Raw genomic sequence first — 24106 nt, forward strand, 5'->3', positions numbered from 1 at the left:
TTGAGAGCAAAACCAGAACTTGACGGTTTACTCATGTTTTTGTGTGCAAGAATAGTGAGCAGTCCAATACGATTTTTATCAGGAGGGTTCCTGCCGTGGCAGTTGAAACCAAGAAGATCACCAAGGTGCTAGTTGCTAACCGCGGTGAGATTGCAGTCCGCGTCATCCGTGCCGCGCGCGACGCTGGCATCGCCTCCGTCGCCGTTTATGCAGAGCCAGACGCCGACGCACCATTTGTTGCGCTTGCCGACGAAGCCTTCGCCCTAGGTGGGCAAAACTCCGCCGAGTCCTACCTTGTCTTCGACAAGATTCTCGACGCCGCCGCCAAGTCCGGCGCAGACGCCATTCACCCGGGCTACGGCTTCTTGTCTGAGAACGCCGACTTCGCGCAAGCGGTTATCGACGCCGGACTTATCTGGATCGGCCCTTCCCCACAATCCATCCGCGACTTGGGCGACAAGGTCACCGCTCGCCACATCGCTGAGCGTGCCGACGCCCCGATGGCGCCGGGCACTCCAGACCCGGTTAAGGATGCAGCCGAGGTAGAAGCCTTCGCCGACGAACACGGCCTGCCAATTGCCATCAAGGCCGCCTTCGGTGGCGGCGGCCGCGGAATGAAGGTCGCCTATGAGCGTGACGAAGTAGCAGAGCTCTTCGAGTCCGCTACCCGCGAGGCCACCGCCGCATTCGGCCGCGGCGAGTGCTTTGTCGAGCGCTATCTCGACAAGGCTCGCCACGTCGAGGCACAGGTACTGGCTGACCAGCACGGCAACGTGGTCGTCGTCGGCACCCGCGATTGCTCCCTGCAACGCCGCTTCCAAAAGCTGGTGGAGGAAGCCCCTGCCCCGTTCTTGAGCGATGAGCAGCGCACCGCCATCCATGAGTCGGCCAAGCGCATTTGCCGCGAGGCTGGCTACTTTGGCGCTGGCACCGTCGAGTACTTGGTCGGCTCCGATGGACTGATCTCCTTCCTCGAGGTCAACACCCGCCTGCAGGTGGAACACCCAGTCTCTGAGGAAACCACCGGCCTGGACCTGGTGCGCGAGCAGTTCAACATTGCAGAGGGCGGTGAACTTTCTATCACCGAGGATCCCACCCCGCGCGGCCATGCTTTCGAGTTCCGCATCAACGGCGAGGACGCCGCAACAGGCTTTATGCCAGCACCGGGCACCATCGTTTCCTACAGCGAGCCTTCCGGACCAGGCGTCCGCGTGGATTCCGGCGTGCGCGAGAACACCGTCATCGGCGGCCAGTTCGACTCCATGCTGGCCAAGCTCATCGTCTGGGGTCCAGACCGCGAGACCGCGCTTGCCCGTGCACGCCGCGCCCTGACTGAGTACACCGTCGAGGGCCTTCCGACCGTCATCCCGTTCCACCAGGCCATCGTGAGCGACCCTGCGTTTAGCGCCGAGAACGGTTCCTTCGATGTCTACACCAAGTGGATTGAGGAAGAGTGGGTAAACGAACTGCCTGCCTACGTCGACGTTGAAACCCCAGAGGAAGAGGAGGCAGCAGCCTCCCAGAAGTTCGTCGTCGAAGTCGGCGGTCGCCGCATCGAGGTAGCACTCCCAGGCAATCTCCTGCTGGGCGGCGGCGCACCCCGCAAGAAGTCCAAGAAGCGCCGCGGCTCTAGTTCTAAGACCGCCGCGTCTGGCGACGCCGTCGTAGCACCGATGCAGGGCACCGTCATCAAGGTTGGCGTTGAAGAAGGACAGGAAGTCGCAGAAGGCGACGTCGTGCTCATCCTCGAAGCCATGAAGATGGAAAACCCAGTCAAGGCCCACAAGGCCGGCACCGTCACTGGCCTCAGCGTCGAGCAGGGCGCCCAGATCAACAAGGGCGCCCCATTGCTGGAGATCAAATAGCACACTAGAGTCGGTGGAATGACCGCCAACGACTCTTTGTATGTGGTCCGGCTGGCCAAGGAGCCAGACCGGACCTACCTGTCTCGTCTGCTCTTCCTCGCTGATGTTTTAGGCGACGAAGAGGCCGCCGTCCCTGACTTCCACACGGCAGACGTGGGCCTGTACATCGACGAATGGTCGCCGCTTGTCGACGGCGGCTGCATCGCCGTTTCCAGTCATAACGTACCGATGGGCGGTGCGTGGCTGCGCTACTACACCGGTGCGCGCAAAGGTGCGGCGTACCTGGGCAACCCGGAAGCAGAGCCTTTCGACGAATCCCAGTGGGCAACCCGTTTTGACCCGGAGGAAATCCCCGAGCTATTCATCGCGGTGGAAAACCGCTACCGTGGCTTAGGCGTGGGCCGCCGCCTGCTGCGCAACATTTGCGACCTCGCTGAGGCCCAAGAGGCCCCCGCGATTGCACTGTGGGTCGACCCCGAGAACCCTGGTGCCCGCAAGCTCTACGAATCCGAAGGCTTCGAAGACATCACCGTCCCCGGTGATTCGGAGGCGCCCACCATGGTCAAGTACTTCGCCCACTAGGTTGCAACCGCGCAGAATAGAGCGCACCTCCCGCCGACGCTTCAAAGGTCAGCGGAAGGGGCGCTCTTCTGTTGCCAGCTTATAGCTGATTAGTTAATGACCACGATGAGGTCGCCACCTTCAACCTTGGTGGCCTGGCCGATGGCTACGCGCTCGACCTTGCCGTCCTTGGTTGCGGAGATGGAGGCTTCCATCTTCATGGCCTCGATGACGGCGACTTGGTCGCCGGCCTTGACCTCGTCACCAGCCTTCACGGTGGCGTTGACCACGCCCGCGAACGGCGCGGCCACGTGGCCATCGTTGGACGGGTCGGCCTTCTCCACGGTGGCCACCGAGGACTCCACGTTTTTGTCGCGGACCTTCATCGGGCGAATCTGGCCATTGACGTTGAGCACAACGTTGCGCATACCCTTCTCATCCGGCTCGCCGAGGGCGTCGAGACGCAGCGTGATCGTCTTGAGATCCGCACGATCGTTGGAGCCATCCGGGAAGTAGTGGACGATGTACTCGTTGCCCTCTTCCAAGCCGTAGAGGAAGACGGTGTCCGTGAGCGCCTCAGTGTTGCCAAAGGTGCGGCGGAACTCATTGAACTCCTCGAACTGCTTCGGGAAGAGCAGTCGGTTCAGGGACGCACGGCGCTCGTCAGAGTTGTCGGAGACCAGGTGAGCTTTCTCCTCTTCCGGTACTGGCTTGACGGAGACGTCGCCAGGCGCGCGGCCCTCAAGGACCTTGTCGCGCAGCGGTGGCCAGCCACCTGGAGGGGTACCGAGCTCGCCGCGAAGGAACGCGATGACGGAATCTGGGATGTCGTACTTGGTCGGGTCGGCCTCGAAGTCTGCTGCGTCGACGCCCGCACCCACGAGGTGCAGCGCGAGATCGCCGACGACCTTCGAGGACGGAGTGACCTTGGTCGGACGGCCAAGCATCTCATTGACGGCGGCATAGGTGTCCTCGATGACCTCGAAGCGGTCCTCCAAGCCCAAGGCCGTGGCCTGCGCGCGCAGGTTAGACAGCTGTCCACCGGGGATCTCGTGGCGGTAGACACGGCCGGTCGGGCCAGGAATGCCCTTCTCAAACGGACGGTAGAGCTGGCGGACAGCCTCCCAGTAAGGCTCGAGATCGGAGACGGCTTTCAGATCGATGCCGGTGTCGCGCGAGGAGTTGGAGAACGCCGCGATGATGGCGGACAGCGAAGGCTGCGAGGTGGTACCAGCCAGCGGTGCGGAAGCACCGTCGACGACGTCCGCGCCAGAGAGCGCCGCAGCGTAATAGGTAGCCAGCTGGCCACCCGCGGTGTCGTGAGTGTGGACGTGAACCGGCAGGTCGAATTCCTTGCGCAGCGCCATGACCAGCTTGGAAGCAGACTCAGGGCGCAGCAGGCCAGCCATATCCTTAATGGCCAGCACGTGGGCGCCGGTGTTCACGATTTCCTCAGCCAGCTTCAGGTAGTAGTCCAGCGTGTAGAGCTTCTCCCCCGGCGAGCACATGTCGCCCGAGTAGGCCATGGCAACCTCGGCCACGGTGGTGTTGGTCTCCAGGACAGCGTCGATAGCCGGGCGCATCTGGGTGACGTCGTTCAGCGCATCGAAGATGCGGAAGACATCAACTCCGGACTTGGCAGCTTCCTGAACGAACGCGTTGCACACGTCGTTTGCATACGGGGAGTAGCCGACGGTGTTGCGGCCACGCAGCAGCATCTGGATGTTCTGGTTCGGCATTGCCTCACGCAGCAGATCCAGGCGGACCCATGGGTCCTCCTTGAGGAAGCGCATGGCGACGTCGTACGTTGCGCCGCCCCACGCCTCGACGGAGAAGAGCTCCGGGGTCATGCGCGCGACAGCCTCAGCAGCGGTGACCAAGTCGGTACCGCGCACACGGGTGGCCAGCAGGGACTGGTGCGCATCGCGGAAAGTGGTGTCGGTGACAGCCAGCGCGGACTGGGCACGAATCTTCTCAGCCCACTTCTTTGGACCGAGCTCCAGCAGCTCATCGCGGGAACCGCGCGGCAGTGGCTGGGACTTGTCGAAGGTAGGAATCTTGTCGAAAGGACGCAGCTTGGTCGGGCGCTCGCCGTTTGGCTTATTGACCGTGACATCAGCGATGTAGTCGATGATGCGGCCGGACTCATCCACTGCCGGCGGAGCCTTGAGCAGGTCTGGGTGCTCCGGGATGAAGCCGGTGTCCACGCGTGTGGCTACGAAGTCAGGCTCGCGCAGCAGGGCGCGCAGGAAGCCGATGTTGGTGGCCACGCCGGAGACGGTGAACTCGTTGAGCGCACGCTGCGCACGAGCAACTGCTTGCTCGAAGGAAGCGCCACGGCAGGTCATCTTGACCAGCAAGGAGTCGAAGTTCGGGGAAATCTCCGCACCGACTGCGGTTGCGCCGTCGAGACGTACGCCTGCGCCGCCCGGAGAGCGGTAGGTGGTCAGGGTGCCGGTGTCTGGGCGAAAGCCGTTGGCTGGGTCCTCAGTGGTGATACGGCACTGAAGAGCAGCGCCGGTAAGGGCGATCTCTTCTTGGCGCAGGCCGAGCTCCTCAAGGGAGACACCAGCGGCGATCTGCATCTGGGACTTCACAATGTCCACGCCGGTGACTTCCTCGGTCACGGTGTGCTCAACCTGCACGCGCGGGTTCATCTCAATGAAGACGTGGTTGCCCTTCTCATCCACGAGGAACTCAACGGTGCCGGCACCTTCATAGTTGATGTGCTGGCAGAACTTTACGGCATCGGCACAAATGCGGTCACGCAGCTGCGGATCCAGGGTCGGGGCGGGAGCGATCTCGACGACCTTCTGGTGACGGCGCTGCACGGAGCAGTCACGCTCGAAGAGGTGTACGACGTTGCCCTGGGAGTCCGCCAGAATCTGCACCTCAATGTGCTGGGGCTTGATGACGGCCGTCTCGAGGTAGACGTGGCCGTCGCCAAAAGCCGCCTCTGCCTCGCGGGAAGCCTCAGCACACTTGGTCTTGAGCTCGGCCTCGTTCTCGATGAAACGCATGCCGCGTCCGCCGCCACCGGCGACGGCCTTGACAAATACCGGGAAGGTGAAGTCCTTGGCGTAACCGGCCAGTACATCGGGGTCCGTGGAAGGCTCGGAGTCCTGCAGTGTCGGCAGGCCAGCTTCTTTCGCCGCGCTGACCGCAGCAGCCTTATCACCGGTTAGGTCCAACGTGCTTGGCGTTGGACCAATAAACTTAATGCCATTGTCCTCACACGCACGGGCGAGATCCGCGCGTTCAGAAAGGAAACCGTAGCCTGGGTAGATGGCATCCGCCCCGGACTTCTTGGCGGCGCGAATGATTTCATCAATATCCAGATAAGCCTTCACCGGCTGGCCCTCAGTACCGATACGGACAGCCTCATCAGCGAAGGCGCGGTGGAAGGAGTTCCGGTCCTCACGAGGGTAGACCGCGACGGTCTTAGCCCCAGTCTCAAAGGCAGCACGGAATGCGCGCACGGCAATTTCGCCACGGTTGGCTACCAGAATCTTTTTGAACGATGGAAGCGCGGGATTAGCCACTTCTGTGTTCCTTTCAACTCGGAAGGCGCTGAAATACAGCGTCTCCACTCGGGTGATCCGCATCTCAGTTTAGAGAGCTGCCCCTAAAATGTCTGCCCTTTTCTACGCCGAATTCGCCACACATACCAGCAGTGGAGTGACGCCCTAGGGGATTTCTGCAGCTCGACCAGTAACAACAGACTTACGACCCCTGTAAACCTTGCAAATTTTTTCCTCAACAAGATTCAGCGGACCCCACCTTAGGTTTACGAAGAATTCACCTTCTCTACATGAAAGTTTCCTTTTAATTAATTCCTATTTATATTCAGAGAGTTATTTTCTTAGTGCGCACTCAGCGCACATTCCACCAGTCTCTAACAAGGAGAGAAAATGAGAATAAAAAACTCGCTACAGCTAGCGCTATTATCGCGGCACTAAGCGGTATCGCTGTACCGACAGCCAACGCCTCGGCAAGTGAATGCGGCGGAGGCCTTGTATGCATTTTCAATGAAGCGAACTTCGGAGGGTTCCTGGGATCCCGTGGCCCAGGAATCGGAATTATGAATGTTTCGCGCAACGCTAATGACAAGACGTCATCGTGGATCAATAACACCGGAGGCCATGCCGCTTGGTATCAGCACGCCAATGGCGGCGGCAAGTGCCACACCATGACCCCATTTTCCAATAACAATTATGTGGGCTGGTGGGACAACGACACCCTCACCTCCTGGCGCACCAATCGGGGCTGCTAAGTAATCAATCGTTAGCTGGGAAGAAGGACGAAATTCACCTTTCTTCCCAGCTTCAATACTTCAGAATTAAATGACCCATATTCGCATTCACCAAGTTCATAAAACGCTCGGCTCCGGCCCTAAAGCTACTCACGCACTCAAAGGAGTTTCTTTAGAAGCAGAAGCTGGAGAATTCATTGCCATCTCCGGAAAAAGCGGTTCAGGAAAAACAACCTTTTTGGACGCCCTGTCCGGACTAATATCCGTCAACTCGGGCTCCATCACGGTTGACGGAATCAGGGTAGACACCGCGTCCGAAAAGGACTTGCTTCGACTACGCAGGGAGGTTGTTGGCGTTGTCCACCAATCCGATCTCATCATTCCCGAGCTAACCGCGGCAGAAAATGTACAACTCGTCCTCTCAGCGGCAGGATACGAGGCTACAGAAGCTCGAACGGCGGCCGAATCCCTCCTAAAACAGGTAGGACTCGAGGGGTTAGAAACTCGATACCCCGACGAATTGTCCCGCGGGCAATGCCAGCGGGTGGGTATTGCCCGTGCATTGAGCGGGAAACGGTCCGTCCTATTGGCAGACGAGCCTTCTGCTGCCCTGGATGAGCAAAACTCGCGAAGCGTATTCGCATTGTTCCAAAAACTCGCTAGCGAAGGAACGACCATCATTACCGCTTCCCATGATCCGATCGTACTGGAGTATTGCACGCGATCTTTCACCCTGATCGACGGCCTACTGCACAACGACCAAGAAGCGGAGAAGTCACTTGGTTAGTCAACTTCTGTTTAAAATCACCAAGCAGCAACCCAAAGTGCGCCTTATGTACGCACTAGCCGCGCTCAGTATTCTTCTCCTTGCTGCAACGGCCACAAGCTCAATGCTTATGACAATGTCCGTCGAGCAACACGTCGCATCCAATCTAGGCGATAACCAGCAGAGAGCAGACGCACCCTGTTCACTTGCTCTAGGCGACAAAATCGACGATTGCCTATCCTCACCGGAAGATCCCGAACGGTTCTCTCGTGAACTTATATCGCAGGATTTCTACACGGACGCTGACCCCGGTCGCAGGATGACATACGCAGAAGGTGATTGGGAAAGCCACGGTTCCAGCTACGGCTTAACCTTGAAATCAGGGCGGTGGCCAACTTCACCCGGGGAAATAGTTGCAACCACGCCTAGCGGCATTTCCGAGGAAACAGAGGTCAGTGCCTTTAGCAGCAACCTCAAGGTAAACGTGGTCGGCACCGTCACAAATGAGTTTATGCCGAAGGCAAGCGCTGTTTATGCGGCCCCAGGTACCTGGGATCTCACTACTTCACCTGTATCTCCATCAAGCGTTGGAGCACGCCCAATGCTTTTGGATAACCAGTCCTCGAACCTGAGCGAACTGGAAAAGACAATGAACCGCATTGCACACAGTGATAATGCCGAGCTCAGTGCCAAAGAGGCAGTGAAACTGTCATACCTCTCTAAGCAATCGCTGGAAGAACAACCTCCCAAAAGCCTCCTTGATGAATACTCGTTTTTCTTCGGTGCGTTTGCGTTTGTCTTGCCGCTGTTCTTCTCCGCTTTCTTAACGACTACTCAACGCCGCGCACTCAAAACTCCAGCTACTTCACTACATCAACTCGGAATTGCCAGAAAGAAGTTGTGGAGTATCTTTCACCTCCGTCTTCTTTTCCTAGTTCTATCCATTTCAACCTGCGCTATTGTCACCGGCGCACTCATTCCCCACCTCTTTAGGAACCAACTAGCAAAGCTGGGATCCGTACCCGGGCGAGATTTCGCACTCCCCTGGAAGTGGTGTTGCTTGCTGCTCGTCTCCGCAGTACTTCCGCCAATTTTTAGCGCGCTGACAACCGTGCTTCCAGTACGATTTCATAAAACTCACGCTGCTGAACATAAGCTTTCCTCGAAATGGAAAAGAGCGTCGGCTGGGATCATCCCCACTTTGTGCGGCATAGCACTAGCAACCGTGCTATTCGCAGGGGTAGTCGGTCCGGAAATTTTCACAACCCTAGCCCCGATCCCCACGTTGGCGCTCGCTTTTGCGGTGGCGCTCCTTTTGACTATTTCGATTAAAAGCAATGCCCCCACGTCACCGAGTCGTCTTGCTCGGCGGTTTTTGAGTTCACACCGTTTTCTTCCACTTATTGGGCTGGGCTTATTATCCAGCACGGTTGGGATAGCCATTTTTAGCAGCAGTCTGGCCGCTAGCATGACCGCTTCGGAAGCTGAATCCTATGCACCAATTGTCCCACCTGACCAGGCAATCTTAACTCTGCCAGCTGAGACGGACTCCGTAAATGGAACTGCACAGAATTCTTTAGTCGCCCAAGGTGACCTGCCCGAGCCTATTTCCGTGCAGCGACTTTCCGCAGGACTACCGATGGATCCCAATATCTCAGGAGCTTTTGGCGTTCTATCCGTTCACGATATCGATAGTTGGGAAAAGCTTACCGACGAAAGACTAACTTCTGACGAAAGGAAAACTCTTGAACGCGGCGGCGTTCTCGTACGCGACGAAAAGCTTGTCGACGCCTCCCACACACAGATCACTGATTCAAGCGGAAAGTCGCACATCCTCGATGCCCAAGAGAGTTCTTTTGGACATTACTGGGGCAGACAAGTTGGAGGTGTCGTTTTAGAAGCTACGGCTCAGCAGCTTGGGCTTCCTACTAATTCACCCCTCTGGGTATTCGACGGATTATCCGCCCAAAAGGCAGAACGTGTGCCAAAAGTCGCAAACGAACTTGGCATACCGCCCGAAGACATCCAGCTTTCCAAAGGTTACGAAACCGAGACCCCCTTATCGTTCTACATCAGCCTTACGGCAGCTCTACTTTCCGCTATTGCCATAGCCTTGGTGGTTTCACGCGGACTGAGTAGCAGTATGAAAGCGTTACATACCGCCTTTTTCCATCTAGGGCTTAGCCGTGATTGGAGCATCAAATCTCTTTCGTGGGCCATAAGCTTTATCTGTTTTAGCTCCCTAGTAATCGGAACCTTTAGCGGTCTCGCTCCTTTAGCAGGATTTAGCTTTCTACTTGGCGACGGCTTTCTATTCGCCATCGATTGGACAGCAATGGGATTAACCATAATCGCAGTTCTACTTGGCACTGTCATCGGAACATTCGCTCAACGAAACCGTCTTAACCAGCGCTAATTGCCGATTCACTCAGCCCGCAGTCACATCTACCGTTGACCGTGGGCACCTTCCGTTATGTGGTTACCCACATAGGTAGTAAACCCATAAACCAGAAAGGGAATCTCTATGCCACTTTCACAGAGGTCTGCGTAATGAGTGACACCCGGCCTATTTATCAGCAGCTGACAGGAGGAATCAGAGACATTATTATCAGCGGCGAGCTGCCAGAAGGCGAACACGCCCCCAGTGCTGAGAGCGGCTTGTTGGTAGGGGTGTTGCGGAACGGTGGTAGGGCTGGATTCCGACTAGGTGGTAGGGCCGGGCCGCTGGCCCTGTTGGGGCCAGCGGCCGGGCTTCTAATCCGATCGACTACTCGTTGGCGCCATATGTGGCGCTTGCCAGGTGTTGGCGCATGTCGTAGTCGCCGAGTTCGATGCGCTGTCCGGCATTGAGTCTGCTGACCAGTGAGTCCGCGCCGATGGGGTCGGGTAGTTTCTTCACCCAGTAGGCGGCGGTTGTCTGGGAGACGATGATGGTCGGCAGTCTGCCGTCGCGGTCGAATATGATCTTGGTTAGGTCTTCTTGTCCGCGCTGGTTGATTCCTATGGTCAGGAAATCATCGAGGATGAGTACATCAATGTTTTGTAGCTTGCGCATTTTAGCTACATAGCGTTCATCTGCTGGCAGGAAGGCCCCTAATTCATCGACGAGCTGATCCAGCCGGTAGTACGCGACACTGTATTCAGCCTGGCAAGCAGCAATACCGATAGCGCAGGCGATGTAGGTTTTACCCGCACCGGTGGGCGCTAGGACGTGCACATTGGAAGGTTCGTCGCGCCAGGGTGTTGCGGCTAGTCGTTTGAGCTGGCGTAGATTCAACCCTCGTTCATCTGGGTTGATCAGCTCGGCGAGTGTTGCTCCCGGATAGCGGAATTTCGCCTGGGTGATGGCTTTTGCGATGTTGGTTTGCCGGCGCTTGGCCGCGGTTTCTTCCACGGCTTTGAGGAAGATTTCCTCCGGTAGAGCGGTGTTGGCGTCATCGGCGGCGACTAGGTCGAAAAAGATATCAGCGAAGGTGGAAAGACGCAGTTTACGCAGTGTAGCTCGGATGTCATCGTCAAGGTTGATGGTGGTCATGATGGTCTAGGCCTCCTTCTTCGGGATGTCGTAGTGGCTGGCTGGGCGCAGGAATACTGCATCAGGGATTGCGGTGATATCCACAATGCGCGACTGGGCGTGATCGGCCTGGACGGCTGGCGTTTGGTTGAGGGTGTGACCGTTGCGGGCGATGTCGGCCTGAATCCGCGCGATGACCTGCATGTTGGGTGCCAGGCTATGGTCAATGACTTGCTGGCAGGCAGGCTCAAGCGTGGTCTTGTTGTGCTTGTTGCCCAGCTTGACGAGCACGTTGCGGGCAGTGTGTAGCCCGCGGGGTACGGCTTTGGCGTTGCGTTCCAAAATTGAGGAGACGACCTTGGCCGTTGCCGGCCCAAATGATGATGCTCGAGCAAGCAGCTCGTCACGGGTAAGAGGTTTGACCCCGGCAATGTCCTTATCCGGGGTATGGGCTGGGTCAGTGCAATAGCGGTACTTGAACCCGTGCATACGTGAGTGCTCTGCGACTAGGTCGTCGCCGTCGAAGATGCTCACCAGGCTGTTGGTCAGCCGTGCCCGCAGGGTTTTGCCGATGTATTGGAACGGCACTGAGTAGTACTGGTAGTCGCAGCAGATGTGCCAGTTACGGTCGACTTTGACGTTTCGCCAGGACACTTCCGTAAACGGGGTATCTGGTAAGTCACGCATCATGGGCGCTTCATCAGCATCAAACAACTCTTTACGGGTTATCCCATCGGGCCTAGGCATATTCATGTTGATGTCGTCGACGCGCTGGGCGATAGCCTCATTGAGTTCATCAAGACTGTAGAAGGTGATCCCATCGAAGTAGCCGAGGATGCGCGAGTAGACGAGTTGGACGGCGCGTTCCACAGCGGCCTTATCCCGAGGTTTTCCAGGTCGGGCCGGTACGAGCAGGATGTCGTAGTAGTCGGCGAAGTCCGCGTAGCGTTGTTGAATGCGCCGGCCGGGCTTGTTCTTCACCGGCCGATAAGTCGCGGTCGGTGCGTTGTCAGGAACGATGATGCCAGGGCATTTACCGAGGTAGTCTAAGGCTTTCACATGGCAGGAAATCCAGTTGTCCATCTTCTCGTTAGCTGTTGCTGTCACAAACAACAGTGAAGAATAGGGGCAGATGGCCACGAATAAGCTGGCTTTCATGCCGACTTCACCGATGGCCTTGTCAATGATGGAAACCTTGTCGCCGGCTCAGTCGACATAGAGTTCCTGGCCTGGCTCGTGTTCGATAATCGAGGTCATTCCAGTGGTGCGGATGTGGGTGCGCAGGCGTTCGCAAAACTGGGAGTACTGATACTTCGACTCGCCTTCACCGACAGGTGCAGCAACGTAGTCCAGCCAGAGCTTGTGGCGGGTCAAGTGCTTGTTATTGGCTAGTCGCTTGGCGAGCTTTTCGAAGTCTGGCTGGTCGTAGCGCTTGCGACGGGCCCCGCGATGGTCGCTGAAGTGCTCGTCGAAGAATGATGGATCCAGCTGAGCAAACGACTCCTTGGTGATGCTCAGGTCCGCAATCAGTGTCTTGGTTTTGGCAATATCCCGGTTGGAACATCCCAACGCCGCAGAGATGGCAGCATAGCTTCCCCCGTCCAAACACATCGCCATGATGTCTTTGAAGTTGGCCATGAAAGGCCCTCCTTAAGGTCATGAAAGGTGATGACGCGCCGGCACAAGTTGTGCCAACGCCACCTATACAATGACCGAAAACAGAGAGCCCTACCATCTATCCGGAAAACCCCGACCAACTACGCGGATTGCCCCTACCAACTACGCCGAAACGGCACCCAGCACCAACGAGCTTTCCGCGTTCCATTCCGTCAACCCGACCACCTCCGCCAAGGCACTTACCGTCCTCTTCGCGGAAGGCCTGCTAGAAAAGCGGGGTCAAGTCCGCGGAAGTGGTGTATCTGTGCTTTCTGAATCGAGGACAGTGTCAGGGGTGGTGCTAGGGTCCGGTCCGGGGTTGATGTCGGTTCATTAGGCTGCCTCTTTGATGGTTTGGTCTTCGCCCGCTCGGGTGGTTCTTGCCCGCTGTGGGTAGTCCACCGCGCCTTTGAAACGCCCAACCGCATCACCCGCCAGGTAGCCGCCATGCCGGATGGCCATTCCTACCTGTGGATAGGTCGCTTTGTGCAAGGAACCGCAAAATCTTGGGGAACCCCTCGCAAGGAATTCGCCGTGGGCTTAGGCTGCGATATCTCTGAGGCCGACCGCATTGTCTACGCCGATGCTCTTAATCTAGACTTATCCGCCGCCACCCCTATCGGCCCTGGTTGTACCGCTTGCCCGCGCGAACATTGTCCCCAGCGTGCCCTTCCACAAGCAGATCGTCCCATCCAGGTTTCACTCAATCGCACCGCCGAGCATTCCTACTCCACCTTTTAACAACGCATGCAAAAGCGCCCACCCTAGGCTGGTTGCTAAAGGCGGGCGCAAAAGAAAGGAAAGATCGCTTACTCCAGGTCATCGTGAGCCACGAGACGGCGTGCCGCCTCAGTGATGGTGCCGGACAGCGACGGGTAGACCGCGAAGGAATCAGCCAGCTGGTTAACGGTCAGCTGGTTGGTCACTGCCACAGCAATTGGCAGGATGAGCTCGGAAGCGGTCGGTGCAACGACGACGCCGCCGATAACGCGGCCGGAGGTAGCACGGCAGAACAGCTTCACAAAGCCGTGGTTCAGCGAGCGCATCTTCGCGCGCGGGTTGGTGTTCAGCGGCATCGTAATGGTGCGCGCGGAAACCTCGCCGGCCTCGATTTCTGCCTGGGTGAAGCCCACGGCTGCGATCTCCGGGCGCGTGAAGACGGCCGTGGCGACAGTCTTCAAACGCAACGGCGAAACGCCTTCACCAAGTGCGTGGTACATCGCGATGCGACCCTGCATAGCGGCCACGGAAGCCAGCGGGAACAGGTCGGAGCAGTCACCGGCTGCGTAGATGCCCGCGACGTTGGTGCGAGAAACGCGGTCGACCTTGATGTGGCCCGACTTCTGAGTAGCCACACCAACGTGCTCAAGGCCAAGTTCCTGGGTATTCGGGATGGAGCCGATGGACATGATGACGTGTGAGCCATGAATCTCGCGGCCGTCCTGCGTCTTGACCACAACATTGCCGTCTTCGGTACGAGTAACGGTCTCAACGCGGCAGTTCTTCTCCAACTCCACACCGCGCTCAGCCAGAACGGTCTCGAGGACGTCGGCTGCGTCGGCGTCATCATGCGGCAGAATACGGTCACGGGAAGCCACCATGGTTACCTTGACACCCATCTCTGCAAAAGCAGAAACGAACTCCGCACCGGTCACACCAGAACCGACCACGATGAGGTGCTCCGGATCTTCCTTCAAGTCATAGACCTGCTGCCAGGTCAGGATGCGCTCGCCGTCTGGCTGCGCGCCCGGCAGGATGCGCGGGGTGGCACCGGTAGCCACGAGCACGAGGTCTGCCTCGAGGGTTTCAGTTTCGCCTTCGCGCTTGACGACGTCGACCTTGTGCGCCGCGCCCTGCACACCATGCTGATCCTCGCTGAAGCTCGCGCGGCCGTCAATAACGTTGACGCCGATCTTCTCCAGGCCTGCACGAACGTCTGCCGACTGCTTGCCGGCCAGCGCCTGCACGCGTTCGTTCAGGGCCTGCAGCTTCAGCTGCATTGAGCCGAGCTGCTCGTTGAGCCCCATGGCTTCAGCGCGACGAAAGTCGGTGCGCAGGTTTGCACCAGCAATGAAGGACTTGGAAGGAACGCAGTCCAGCAAGACGGAAGAACCGCCGGGGCCCTGCTCTTCAACCAGGGTAATCTGTGCGCCGTACTTGGCTCCGGCAATGGCCGCCTCGTAGCCTGCTGGGCCGCCACCGATGATAACGATGCGCGGGGCATCCTCGATTGCAGCGTCTAGCGTTTCCTTCGTCACTGTCTAATGCTCCTTTATAGAGTGTTTAAGGACCTAATCCTTAAGACAGTGTAATGGTTGCTCCCCTATTCCTGCACCTTGGTAAATTGCTCCACCACGGAGCCGAAAAGTTTCACGCCTACACCGATGCAGCGCTCGTCGACATTGAGATCCCCCATGTGTAGATCGTGCTGCTCGCCCTCGCCAGACCAGCAGCCCAAACGCGCCATGGAGCCCGGCACATGTTCTAAGTACCAAGAGAAGTCCTCGCCGCCGGAGGATTGCGGGGCCTGGACGACGGCCTGCGGGTCGATGGCCTGCGCGGCGGAGGCCAACAGTGCGGTAGAGACGTCGTCGTTAAGCACGGGCGGAACGCCGCGGTGATACGTGAGCTCGTGTTCCACCCCAACCGGCGCCAATACCTGCTCCACGAGCTCCGAAAATAGCGCTTGCATGCCGCGCCAGATACCGATGTCCGCGGTGCGCATGGTGCCCGTTAGCGTGCCGGACTCCGGCATTGCGTTCGGCGCATAGCCGGAATTGACCTGTCCGAAGACCAAGACCGTTCCCGTCCGCGGATCCACCCGGCGCGACAGCAGGGCCGGCAGCTCCGTGATGACCTTGCCCAAAGCGTAGACGACGTCTGCAGAAAGGTGCGGGCGGGAGGTATGGCCTCCCGGGCCTTTGATCTCGAGCTCGACGACGTCGGTTGCAGAGGTAATCGCCCCAGCGCGCACGCCAATTCGGCCTACGCGCAGCTTCGGCTCCACGTGTACCGCGAAGATGGAGTTAACCCCTTCAAGAGCGCCCCATTCGATCACATCTGTGGCGCCGCCGACCCATACTTCCTCCGCTGGCTGGAAGATAACGCGTACACCCAACGGCAAGGAATGCGCGCGCTCGAAATCCGCCAGAGCGCACGCAAGCCCCAAAGCGATGGTGGTGTGCACGTCGTGGCCGCAGGCGTGCATGGCGCCGGGGTTTTCGGAGGTGTATTCCAACCCCGTGACCTCGGTAACCGGAAGCGCATCGATGTCGGCGCGAAAGGCCAAACGGCCCTGCTCGGTATCAGGGCCGATATCAACCATCAGGCCAGTCTGCGGGAAACGCTGCGGATTTAACCCATACTCTTCGAGCCTACGGGCGATGAAGTTGGTGGTCTCAACTTCATTATTGGACGTTTCCGGGTGCCGATGAATATGGCGGCGCCATGCAATTACTTCCGCGCGATGATTGTCGAACCACTCATTCACGAATGTGGAAATCACTCGGCACCTCCCAAAATTTTTCTACTGACCTCAAAGTCTACAACTAGACAAAGCGGTTCAGGTAGTCACGCAGCTCAGCGTCGGAATATACCAAGTGGTGCAGTTTTTCTTCTTTAAAATTCTGCGGCCGCTGCGAAGCGACGCCGGTCGATATACTCGGGCGCAAACGGGGTGACTTCGTCAAGCATGTGCTCCGCATCGGGCAGCAACGCAGAGGGTGGCACCTCTAGCGCGAATGCCAACTTAAACATCGTTGAAAGCTGCGGATCCGCACGCAGCGGCAGTGCCTTATCCGTACGCTCCAAGTTTGAGATTTGGCTGCGCGAGACCCCCGAGATTTCCGCCAAAGCCTGTTGGGACATGCGACGCCGTGCACGAATCCCCCGTAGCCGCGCCGCAAAGTCATGCCCTACTAACGCCCACGTTTTGTTGGCCACGAATCTTTCCTTTCCCCCATAAGTAGTTCGTGGCCGCTAGCCTAGCGCAGATTAGAAATCGATGTTGCGCGGGCCGTAGAGGCGGTCACCGGCGTCGCCCAAACCAGGAACGATGTAGGCTTCTTCATTCAGGTGCGGGTCAATCGCGGCGGTAACCAGACGCACAGGCAGGCCAGAATTGGCCAGCGCATCGACGCCTTCCTGCGCGGAAACCATGCAGATTGCGGTGATGTCGGTGGCTCCGCGGTCTGCCAGCAGCTTTAGGGAATACAACAAGGAACCGCCGGTGGCCAGCATTGGATCCACCACGAAGACGGTGCGGCCGGAAAGATCCTCTGGCAGTGCCTCTAGGTAAGGGACCGGCTCGTGGGTCTCTTCGTTGCGGGCCATGCCGATGAAGCCCACCTGCGCATCTGGGATCATGGCGAGAGCTGGGTCAATCATGCCCAGTCCCGCGCGGATAATCGGAACGATGATTGGCGGGTCGAGCAGGCGGCTGCCTTCGGCTGTTGCCACGGGGGTCTCGCAATCGAAGTGCTCGACGTCGAGTTCGCGGGCGGCCTCGTAAACAAGCATGGTTCCGAGGTCTTTGAGGGCGGCGCGGAATGCGGAGTTATCACTGCGGGCATCGCGCATGATGGTCAGGCGGGAAGCAGCAAGCGGGTGATCTACTACGTGGATGTCCATGGTTTCCCACTTTAGAACTTTTGGGAACCGTTTGGGTTTTGGGGCAGTCCAAATGACCATGACGACTTTCACGATTGATACCGAGCTCACCCGACATCTAGCCCGCGAACTTTTTGCCGCCACGCAAGAGACCACTCCTCCACTTCCGCATATACCTGACGGTTCACTTTCTGCATTTGGTGCTCATCTTTGTGACGCCGTTGCCAACCTCAACTCCCGCACAGAATCTCTGCGCGCGGATATGGAAGAGGTAGCCGCGGCGTCGGTAGCCATGGCAGAGGAGGCGGACGCCGCTGATTCTGCGGCTGCCGCTCATCTGGGAGGTGTTCTTTCATGATTGAGGCAGCGGTAAAGCAGATTTCGCAAATGGCTCCTCCTGCGCTACCGGCGGTAGACCTGCCAAAGGTCCCGGATTTAGAGACTGTCCCGGCGCTGGCAGAGATTGCACACGGTGACCCTTCCAAGCTTCTCGACGCCGCGAATGTCCTTAAAAAAGACCGCACCACCATCGAAAACGCGGTATCCCAGGCGCAACAACTGATTAAAGCTGCAGGCCGCGACCTCATTGGTATTGGAATCTCGCTGTTGACCAAGGCCGCCCCCGTGGCTTTGGGGATGCTCGTTCCGAACCCGGCAATCAATGCGGCAGCTCGGGCGCACATACAAGGTTTGATCGCGTCCCATCTGGCACAGGCTTTTGCGCGCTTAAAACAGCTTTTGAGCGAACTGTTGGCGGCGGCGCAGCCGCTATTGCCCATTGCCCGGCGCGCGGTGGAAAAGACTGTCAATGGCCGCAGCTCTGAGCCTGCCGAGCCGCATATAGCGCCGGGAAATAGTGAGAAACCAAGCGAGGTTAAGCCGGTCGCCGGGCTTTCATCTACAGCTGCAGCACAGGCGGCGGGTTCTTCCAGCGCAGGTGCGGGAAGCGAGCAAGGCAAGGCCGCAGTCGCTGCGGCGATGAGCAAACTCGGTACGCCTTATGTTTGGGGCGGTACGGGTAGCGGCGGCTTCGATTGCTCCGGTCTTACCCAATGGGCGTGGCGCCAGGCGGGCGTGGAGATTCCGCGAACGGCGGAAGCACAGACCGTGGGCAGGCAGGTCAGCGCAAATGAGCTCCAGCCGGGAGACCTCGTGGTGTGGGACGGGCACGTCGCGATGTACAAAGGCGGCGGCGAGATGATTGAAGCTGGCAGCCCAGTGGAGACGAGTCCGTTACGCACCAGCAATATGGGTATGGCCTTCAAGGGCTTTTGGCGGCCCACCGGCTAAAAGCATCTCGCTGGACTCGGGATATGCGAATACGGCGAATCTAAAGTGTTTGGGTAGACTGTTTGCCCATGAGCACACGCGCAATTGTTCCAGTCCAGCTCTCCTTGACCGAGGGCGATTTCTACACCCTATGGGCGCCAAAGTGGCGCCAGAATGGCTCTGAGTGGCAGGCATTTTTGGGGGACGCGGAATCAGTCCTCGTTTTCAACTCCGAAGCAGAGATGCTGTGCTACCTGGAGTCCGGAAAGCACCATGATCTCCTCGACCATCCACAGTGGTCCGAGTTCGATGCGCGTGCCGAAGACCGCGTCAGCCCAGCAAAGAAGGAAGTCTTCGATCTCATCGGAATGCCGGCGCACCTAGCTGGCCGCCCCAGCCACGAAAACGTTAGCGCGGTTGCTCGCTGCCTAGAGGTCGCCGAGTCTCTCGCTAACGTAGCCGGCGCCGAGCACACCGTGATTTTCTTCGCCTCCCACTCCATCCTGCGCAACGTCCCGCGCGGTGCAGACCACTATGCGGGCGAGCAAGGCATGAGCGAATGGTCTGGTGTAGGCCGCGTAATCCTTGCTAACTGGAAGAAAGTAATCGAGGACCTCGATTCCAACGTCAAGGTAGTAGATTCTTCCGAGTTCGACTCGGCGCAAGTCGCTTCAGCCGAAAAGCGCATCGCAACCGCAACCGCGGCGGCCGAGAAGGAACGAAAAGAAAAGGCAGAGGCACGCAAAGCTGCGGCGGCGGCAGCGGACCCATATGACAACTCCCCATGGGCTGCGGCGGGCATCGATCCGGTCAAAATCACCGCAGACATGAAGTCGGTTTATACGCTGCGCACCTACCTAGACGGCAAACCCGTGTTCTTGGGCAAGTGGGGCGAAATCTTCACCTTCAACTCCCCGAAGACTCTCGTTCGCTGGATTATGGAAAACGACGAGCATGATCTTGCCCGCGTTTCCACCTGGGAGGAACTCGTCTCCGCGGCCAACGCCGGCGAGCTAGAGCTTAGCGTTCACCCGGATAATCAGTACACCTTCAACGGGCTTACCCGCGATATCGAGAAGGGCCCCGAGGCAGTCGACCAAGACCAGATGGGCCGCTGCTACGAGGTTTGCGCAGACGCCGCAGACTGGGCTGGCGACGACTCTATTAACTCCTACATGCTCGAAAACCCACGTTTCCAGGATTACTTGGGCTACATGCTGGGCTCTACCGAGCACGCAGGCTACGTCCCCTCGAAGCCTTATAACCACCACGCAGAGGCATGGAAGGGCCTAGAGGAAATGCTCATCAAGCGTTTCTCCCGCTTCTAGCCTCAACGTGAAAGGACCCTGCATCGCAAGATGCAGGGTCCTTTACGATGCAGGGTCTTTTGCTTGTGCTGGCATTACTTCGCCGGCTGCTCCGGGGAACTATTCCGAGGCGACGGACTCTTCGGTGTCCGGTCCTGCAAGCTCAGGGTCAGAAAGCTCCTCGTATGCGGGAAGGATGACAGTCTCCAGCAAGTGCTGACGCTCCTCCTCAGTGCTAAACGAGTTCTCCAGCGCCTTCACACTCAAATCGAAGAACTCCTCCAACCCGTAGCCAAAGTGCTCGGTTAAGGCCAGGAACACCTCATTGAGATTGCCCGAACCGGCGGTTACGGCACAGGTAAAGCCCAGCTGCTGTAGCAGCGGCAGCGGATGGTCGCTGAATTCCGCAAAAGACAGTGGCTCAAAGGTAGCTGCCAGATGGCGATCCCGAATCCAACTCGAGACCGTTCCTGGCTGGATGCCCTCGAGATCGGCGGAGAAATCATCCGGCAGCTGGGTCGCATGCGCCAAACGAGTGGCACCGGCCTGCACAGCAGCAGCAACCGCCTCGAATTCGAGGCCGCGAACATCAACAACGAAAGGCACGAAATTCGCGCGCAGGTCCGCAGCAACTTGCGGATCACTCTCGCCTTCCAGCACAAAACCGACGACCTGCGAGCCCAAACGGGCGCTGGCGGACTGCGGGGCGTTGGTCAGCAACAAGCGCGCATCAATTCCGGCAACATCAAGGCCGGCTGTCGCTGCTTCGAGCGCAGCTTCCGCACCAAAAGCAAATGCCTGTGGGTCGAAACGAATCTCTGCATACACCACGTTCGCCGCGGCCAATTCCTGAACATATTCGCGCATCGCCGCGGTCAAGGCGGCGCTATCTGCGGGCAAAGATTCCGGCGCGAAAACCGCATCCAATTCGACCTTGGGTAGACGAGCGATAAGCTCCGGCGCGGAATCTTTATTTTCTGGGCTGATTAATGGTGCGTCATGCATAAGACACATCCTAGGCACTGTGCTTAAGATGTTCCATGCCATGAAATACGTTATCGCTACCGTCCTCGCTTCCGCCTGCCTCGTCGCTAGTGCTCCGCTTGCCTCGGCCCAAGACTTTGCACCCGCAGAGTCCAAACCTGACTCCAACGCTGAGTCGAACGCTGAAGGCGCCGAGACCAACGCAGACGCCGCAGAAATGAGCACGGACGCCGAATCCTCGTCCATCCGCACCGAAGCGCCGAACACCGATAACTGCCCCCATTCGCTTAGCCCCGGAGAGCCTGTCTCCACCTCGGAGCGTCTCGCGCCGGGCCAACCCACCCCAACTCCCCTGCCGCCTGTCGAATCCACGCAGCGCTGTGGTGTCACCGCCGCCCCAAGATTCGATCTCAATAAGGACGTCGTCGCCTCCGCTTGGATGGTCAGCGACTTAGACACCGGCGAGATCATCGCCATGAAAGACCCGCACGGCCGTTACCGGCCGGCTTCTATCATCAAGGCCCTTCTAGCACTCGTGGTCATCGAGGAAGTCCCCCTCGACAAAAAAGTCAAAGCCACCATGGAAGATGCATCCGTCGAAGGTTCCGCCGTAGGTATCGGCCCCGACGGCGAATACACCGTTGAACAACTCCTCGAGGGCCTACTGATGGCCTCCGGCAACGACGCCGCCCACGCCCTCGCCGGCCAAGTTGGCGGCGATGAGAAGGCCCTACGCAAAGTCAACGCGCTCGCGAAGAAGCTCGGCACCCGCTCCACCCACGCGGCAAGCTACTCGGGCCTCGATTCAGCCGGCATGTCCACCTCCGCGGAAGACATCTCCATCATCTACCGCGCTGCGTTCCAAAATAAGACTTTCGCCCGCATCGTCGATACCGAACACGTCAAATTTCCTGGCTGGGGCGAACTTCCCGGCTACGAATTATGGAACGACAACGGCCTTTATTTAAACGATCCCCACGGAATCGGCGGTAAGACCGGCTACACCGAAGACGCTCACCACACTTTCGTTGGTGCACTCGACCGCGATGGCCGCCGCCTGCAGGCCGTCATCTTAGATACCACCGTCGAGCACGGCTTCCGCGCGTGGCAGCAGGCGCAGATGCTTCTCGACGCCGCGTATAAAGTCCCGGCTGGCTCGGGCGTCGGCAAGCTTGGCGACGCCCCGCAGAAAGAAACTCCTCGCCCCGCACCGCAGACCACGCAACAGGCCCCCGAAACTAAAAAATCAGCCCTCGAGAAAATCGAGGGCTGGGCCGGCTGGGTCATCGCTGCAGCAGTGGCCTTGCTGGTTATCGCTATCGCTGCTTTTTCACTACTTCGGCGTTAGCGAGGTTATCGTGCGCACCGAGTAAACTATTTTCCTGATTGATAGTGGTGGCGTAGAAAATCGCGGCGAAGAAGCTGACTACCCCACCCAACCCTGGAACGAGGGTGACAACGCGCCACCACTGCCGTTTCAAAGACTGGACAACGCTGAGCTTGTCACCCGAAGTCCGGTCACGGACCTCATAGCCCAACAGCTTCTTTACCGGCGTTGCGCCCCATGAAACTTCGAAGCCTACGCAGTACAAAATCGTGCACAGCCCGAAGATAAGAGACATCGACAGCTCCGAGGCCCCCGCACTAATTGCCGCAATCGGAGTAGAAACCATGCCGCATAGGACGAGGTCCGCAATAGCCATCAGCGCACGGGTGCTGCCCAACGGGCGCTCGGCGTTAACTTGCGCTGGCTGATACGGGCTAAACGGTGCCGGAGCGGCCGCCTTATTCTGCGGCGCGAAAGGATCGAAAGGCGAAGCCTGGGCCTGCGCGGTTGGAGCGAATCCATAAGGCTGCTGTGGGCGCTGCATTTGCGCCGGCCACTCGCCGTAAGCGGCAAGCTCACTCAGCTGCGCCCAAGTGGGCTGGAAACTATCCTCCAAGCCCTGATCGTAGGTGGCGCGGTTTTCCGGGTTAGACAAGATTGTGTGGGCAATCTGTGCTTCTTGCCGGCGGTCGTCGCCAAGCTCGAAGCCCATCTGCTCCAGACGCGCGTCCTTGGCAGCAAGCAAGATTCCCAGCTCTCGGGAAGTGCTGCGATGGTCGAGGGAAAAGTGCTCGTACAGGTTCGGCGCGAAGGATTCTGGAGTCATAATAAGTAGTCTAAATCAGAGCCTAAATTATAGTGTCGGGGACGGGAAATGTTACTTCCGACGTAGCAGTGCCGCGATGCCAGCAACCACAGCACCCATCGCCGCACCTGCACCGAGGGTCACGCTAGTCGACGGTCCGCTCTTGACCTCATTGCGCACGCGGATCACGGCAGGCTCCGGCACTGGTGGCTCCGCCAACTCCATGGATTCTTCGGTGGTGGCGGTCCACGCGGAGACATAAAGTACGACGCGCCAAACGAGGTACATCATGACCATAAGCACAATAACCGGACCAAATACCGCACCCGCGGGGTTGCCGGAGGCAGAAGACATGATCACGGTGGAAAGCTGCTTGATGGCCTCGAATGCCACCGCACCGATTACCGCGCCCTTCAAGCCGGACTTGGTAGGGACCTCTGTGCGTGGAAGGAAGACGATCATCCACCAGAACACGAGGAAGTTCGCCAGCAGGCCGAGGGCAATACCGGCCAGGAAGATCACGGCGTCCATGCCCGGGAAAGAGGCGATGCCGACCTTGTCAAAGATTTGCTGAGTAAGACCGGACGAGCCCGCGGCGGTAACGCCGAAGGCGATGATGAGCGCCACCAGCAGGCCGATTAGGCCCAGAAGGTCGCTCAATTTTTGGGTAAAGAAGTTGCCCTGGGTTTCGTTCGGGTCCTTATCCCACATCGCAGAAATGCCGATACGCAGGTGATTCATCCAGCCCAAGCCGGACCAGAGAGTGGTAAGGCCACCGATGCCGTACATCGCGCCGCGCTGGGCGATGGCGGTTTCTAGGACCTCGTTGATGGTGCCACCAAGGTCGCCGGATACGGAGTTGGAAATGTAATCCTGGACCTGCTGCATGAGGTCAGGGCGGTTCGCCAAGACCGTTGCGACGCCTGCCACTGTAAGCATGAATAGCGGGAATATTGCCAGCACTGAGAAATAGGTGATGCCGGCGGCGAACTGGTTGCCGCCATTTTCGCCGTAGCGGCCCAGCATGCGCATGATGTGGTCGACAAAAGGCGACTTATCCCGCACCTTGTCTACCGGACCTGGGTCATCAGCGTAGGCGCGCTCGATGCCGTAGTCGTCCGTCTTGGAAGAGTCTGTTTGGGTGGTGGTAGCCACGGGCAACATGTCCTTTTCACGTATGAGTTTTTCACAA

General features: G+C 58.4%; 20 protein-coding genes and 2 pseudogenes. 11 read left to right on the forward strand and 11 right to left on the reverse strand.

All coding sequences use genetic code 11. From position 1 onward, the window contains the following. Positions 1–95 precede the first annotated feature (95 nt). Together WM42_RS03885 and WM42_RS03890 are read left to right on the forward strand one after the other, a co-directional pair. Positions 96–1865, forward strand: coding sequence for an acetyl/propionyl/methylcrotonyl-CoA carboxylase subunit alpha (locus tag WM42_RS03885; protein WP_062035764.1), 1770 nt, complete (start codon positions 96–98; stop codon positions 1863–1865). Positions 1866–1883: 18 nt separating this feature from the next. Further along, on the forward strand, positions 1884–2447 hold the full coding sequence (locus tag WM42_RS03890) for a GNAT family N-acetyltransferase (protein WP_062035765.1): 564 nt from the start codon (positions 1884–1886) through the stop codon (positions 2445–2447). 89 nt (positions 2448–2536) lie between these two features. Here WM42_RS03890 and WM42_RS03895 read toward each other — a convergent pair whose 3' ends face one another. Beyond that, entirely contained in the window at positions 2537–5968 is a 3432-nt protein-coding gene (locus tag WM42_RS03895; protein ID WP_062035766.1) for a pyruvate carboxylase, read from the reverse strand. Positions 5969–6291: 323 nt separating this feature from the next. On the opposite strand from WM42_RS03895, the gene WM42_RS12895 reads away from it, so the two are divergent. The 3 genes from WM42_RS12895 to WM42_RS03910 all read left to right on the forward strand — a co-directional run bounded on the left by WM42_RS12895 (position 6292) and on the right by WM42_RS03910 (position 9860). Next, positions 6292–6699, forward strand: a complete 408-nt coding sequence (locus WM42_RS12895; RefSeq protein ID WP_158510261.1) for a peptidase inhibitor family I36 protein — start codon at positions 6292–6294, stop codon at positions 6697–6699. A 70-nt stretch (positions 6700–6769) separates the two neighbouring features. Then, a complete protein-coding gene (locus tag WM42_RS03905; protein ID WP_062035768.1) occupies positions 6770–7465 on the forward strand; it encodes an ABC transporter ATP-binding protein in 696 nt (231 codons plus the stop codon). Positions 7466–7580: 115 nt separating this feature from the next. Then, on the forward strand, positions 7581–9860 hold the full coding sequence (locus WM42_RS03910) for a hypothetical protein (RefSeq protein ID WP_141741056.1): 2280 nt from the start codon (positions 7581–7583) through the stop codon (positions 9858–9860). A 351-nt stretch (positions 9861–10211) separates the two neighbouring features. Here the strand turns inward: WM42_RS03910 and WM42_RS03915 are convergent, their stop codons facing one another. From WM42_RS03915 to WM42_RS13590, 3 genes are all read right to left on the reverse strand, one after another. Further along, on the reverse strand, positions 10212–10979 hold the full coding sequence (locus WM42_RS03915; protein ID WP_062034988.1) for an ATP-binding protein: 768 nt from the start codon (positions 10977–10979) through the stop codon (positions 10212–10214). Between the two features lie 6 nt (positions 10980–10985). Continuing rightward, complete coding sequence (locus WM42_RS03920) at positions 10986–12065, reverse strand: Mu transposase domain-containing protein (RefSeq protein WP_235591219.1); 1080 nt, start codon at positions 12063–12065, stop codon at positions 10986–10988. Positions 12066–12164: 99 nt separating this feature from the next. Next, complete coding sequence (locus tag WM42_RS13590) at positions 12165–12596, reverse strand: hypothetical protein (protein WP_235591277.1); 432 nt, start codon at positions 12594–12596, stop codon at positions 12165–12167. 70 nt (positions 12597–12666) lie between these two features. On the opposite strand from WM42_RS13590, the pseudogene WM42_RS13595 reads away from it, so the two are divergent. Both WM42_RS13595 and WM42_RS03925 read left to right on the forward strand, forming a co-directional pair. After that, positions 12667–12882: pseudogene (locus WM42_RS13595) on the forward strand (GntR family transcriptional regulator); the annotation flags it as partial. A gap of 92 nt (positions 12883–12974) precedes the next feature. After that, a pseudogene (locus tag WM42_RS03925) lies at positions 12975–13355 on the forward strand (DUF2083 domain-containing protein); the annotation flags it as partial. Between the two features lie 68 nt (positions 13356–13423). Here the strand turns inward: WM42_RS03925 and WM42_RS03930 are convergent. The 4 genes from WM42_RS03930 to upp form a co-directional block, all read right to left on the reverse strand. Next, a complete protein-coding gene (locus tag WM42_RS03930; RefSeq protein ID WP_235591311.1) occupies positions 13424–14872 on the reverse strand; it encodes an NAD(P)H-quinone dehydrogenase in 1449 nt (482 codons plus the stop codon). 65 nt (positions 14873–14937) lie between these two features. Further along, positions 14938–16119, reverse strand: a complete 1182-nt coding sequence (locus WM42_RS03935) for a M20 family metallopeptidase (RefSeq protein WP_062035771.1) — start codon at positions 16117–16119, stop codon at positions 14938–14940. 113 nt (positions 16120–16232) lie between these two features. Next, positions 16233–16556 carry a helix-turn-helix domain-containing protein gene (locus tag WM42_RS03940; protein ID WP_062035772.1) on the reverse strand — a complete coding sequence of 108 codons (324 nt, stop codon included), beginning with the start codon at positions 16554–16556 and terminating at the stop codon, positions 16233–16235. 51 nt (positions 16557–16607) lie between these two features. Beyond that, entirely contained in the window at positions 16608–17243 is a 636-nt protein-coding gene (gene upp / locus WM42_RS03945; RefSeq protein WP_062035773.1) for a uracil phosphoribosyltransferase, read from the reverse strand. 52 nt (positions 17244–17295) lie between these two features. On the opposite strand from upp, the gene WM42_RS03950 reads away from it, so the two are divergent. The 3 genes from WM42_RS03950 (at position 17296) to WM42_RS03960 (ending at position 19819) form a co-directional block, all read left to right on the forward strand. Further along, the gene (locus tag WM42_RS03950) at positions 17296–17580 is read left to right on the forward strand and encodes a hypothetical protein (protein WP_062035774.1); all 285 of its coding nucleotides are present in this window, start codon (positions 17296–17298) and stop codon (positions 17578–17580) included. Beyond that, positions 17577–18512 (forward strand): C40 family peptidase, encoded by a 936-nt coding sequence (locus WM42_RS03955; RefSeq protein ID WP_062035775.1) that lies wholly within the window; start codon positions 17577–17579, stop codon positions 18510–18512. Before WM42_RS03950 ends, WM42_RS03955 begins: the two co-directional genes overlap by 4 nt. A 68-nt stretch (positions 18513–18580) precedes the next feature. Further along, the gene (locus WM42_RS03960; protein ID WP_062035776.1) at positions 18581–19819 is read left to right on the forward strand and encodes a hypothetical protein; all 1239 of its coding nucleotides are present in this window, start codon (positions 18581–18583) and stop codon (positions 19817–19819) included. 99 nt (positions 19820–19918) lie between these two features. On the opposite strand, the gene WM42_RS03965 is transcribed toward WM42_RS03960, so the two are convergent. Continuing rightward, the gene (locus tag WM42_RS03965; RefSeq protein ID WP_235591312.1) at positions 19919–20803 is read right to left on the reverse strand and encodes an amidohydrolase family protein; all 885 of its coding nucleotides are present in this window, start codon (positions 20801–20803) and stop codon (positions 19919–19921) included. 40 nt (positions 20804–20843) lie between these two features. On the opposite strand from WM42_RS03965, the gene WM42_RS03970 reads away from it, so the two are divergent. After that, on the forward strand, positions 20844–22130 hold the full coding sequence (locus WM42_RS03970; RefSeq protein WP_062039127.1) for a D-alanyl-D-alanine carboxypeptidase family protein: 1287 nt from the start codon (positions 20844–20846) through the stop codon (positions 22128–22130). On the opposite strand, the gene WM42_RS03975 is transcribed toward WM42_RS03970, so the two are convergent. Beyond that, positions 22099–22935, reverse strand: a complete 837-nt coding sequence (locus WM42_RS03975; protein WP_062035778.1) for an RDD family protein — start codon at positions 22933–22935, stop codon at positions 22099–22101. The genes WM42_RS03970 and WM42_RS03975 overlap by 32 nt on opposite strands. 51 nt (positions 22936–22986) lie before the next feature. Then, positions 22987–24069: a YhjD/YihY/BrkB family envelope integrity protein gene (locus tag WM42_RS03980; protein ID WP_062035779.1), complete on the reverse strand. Its 1083-nt coding sequence runs from the start codon at positions 24067–24069 to the stop codon at positions 22987–22989. Positions 24070–24106: the final 37 nt, after the last annotated feature.

Origin of the sequence: Corynebacterium simulans (assembly GCF_001586215.1) — a bacterium.
Taxonomy (GTDB): Bacteria; Actinomycetota; Actinomycetes; order Mycobacteriales; family Mycobacteriaceae; genus Corynebacterium; species Corynebacterium simulans.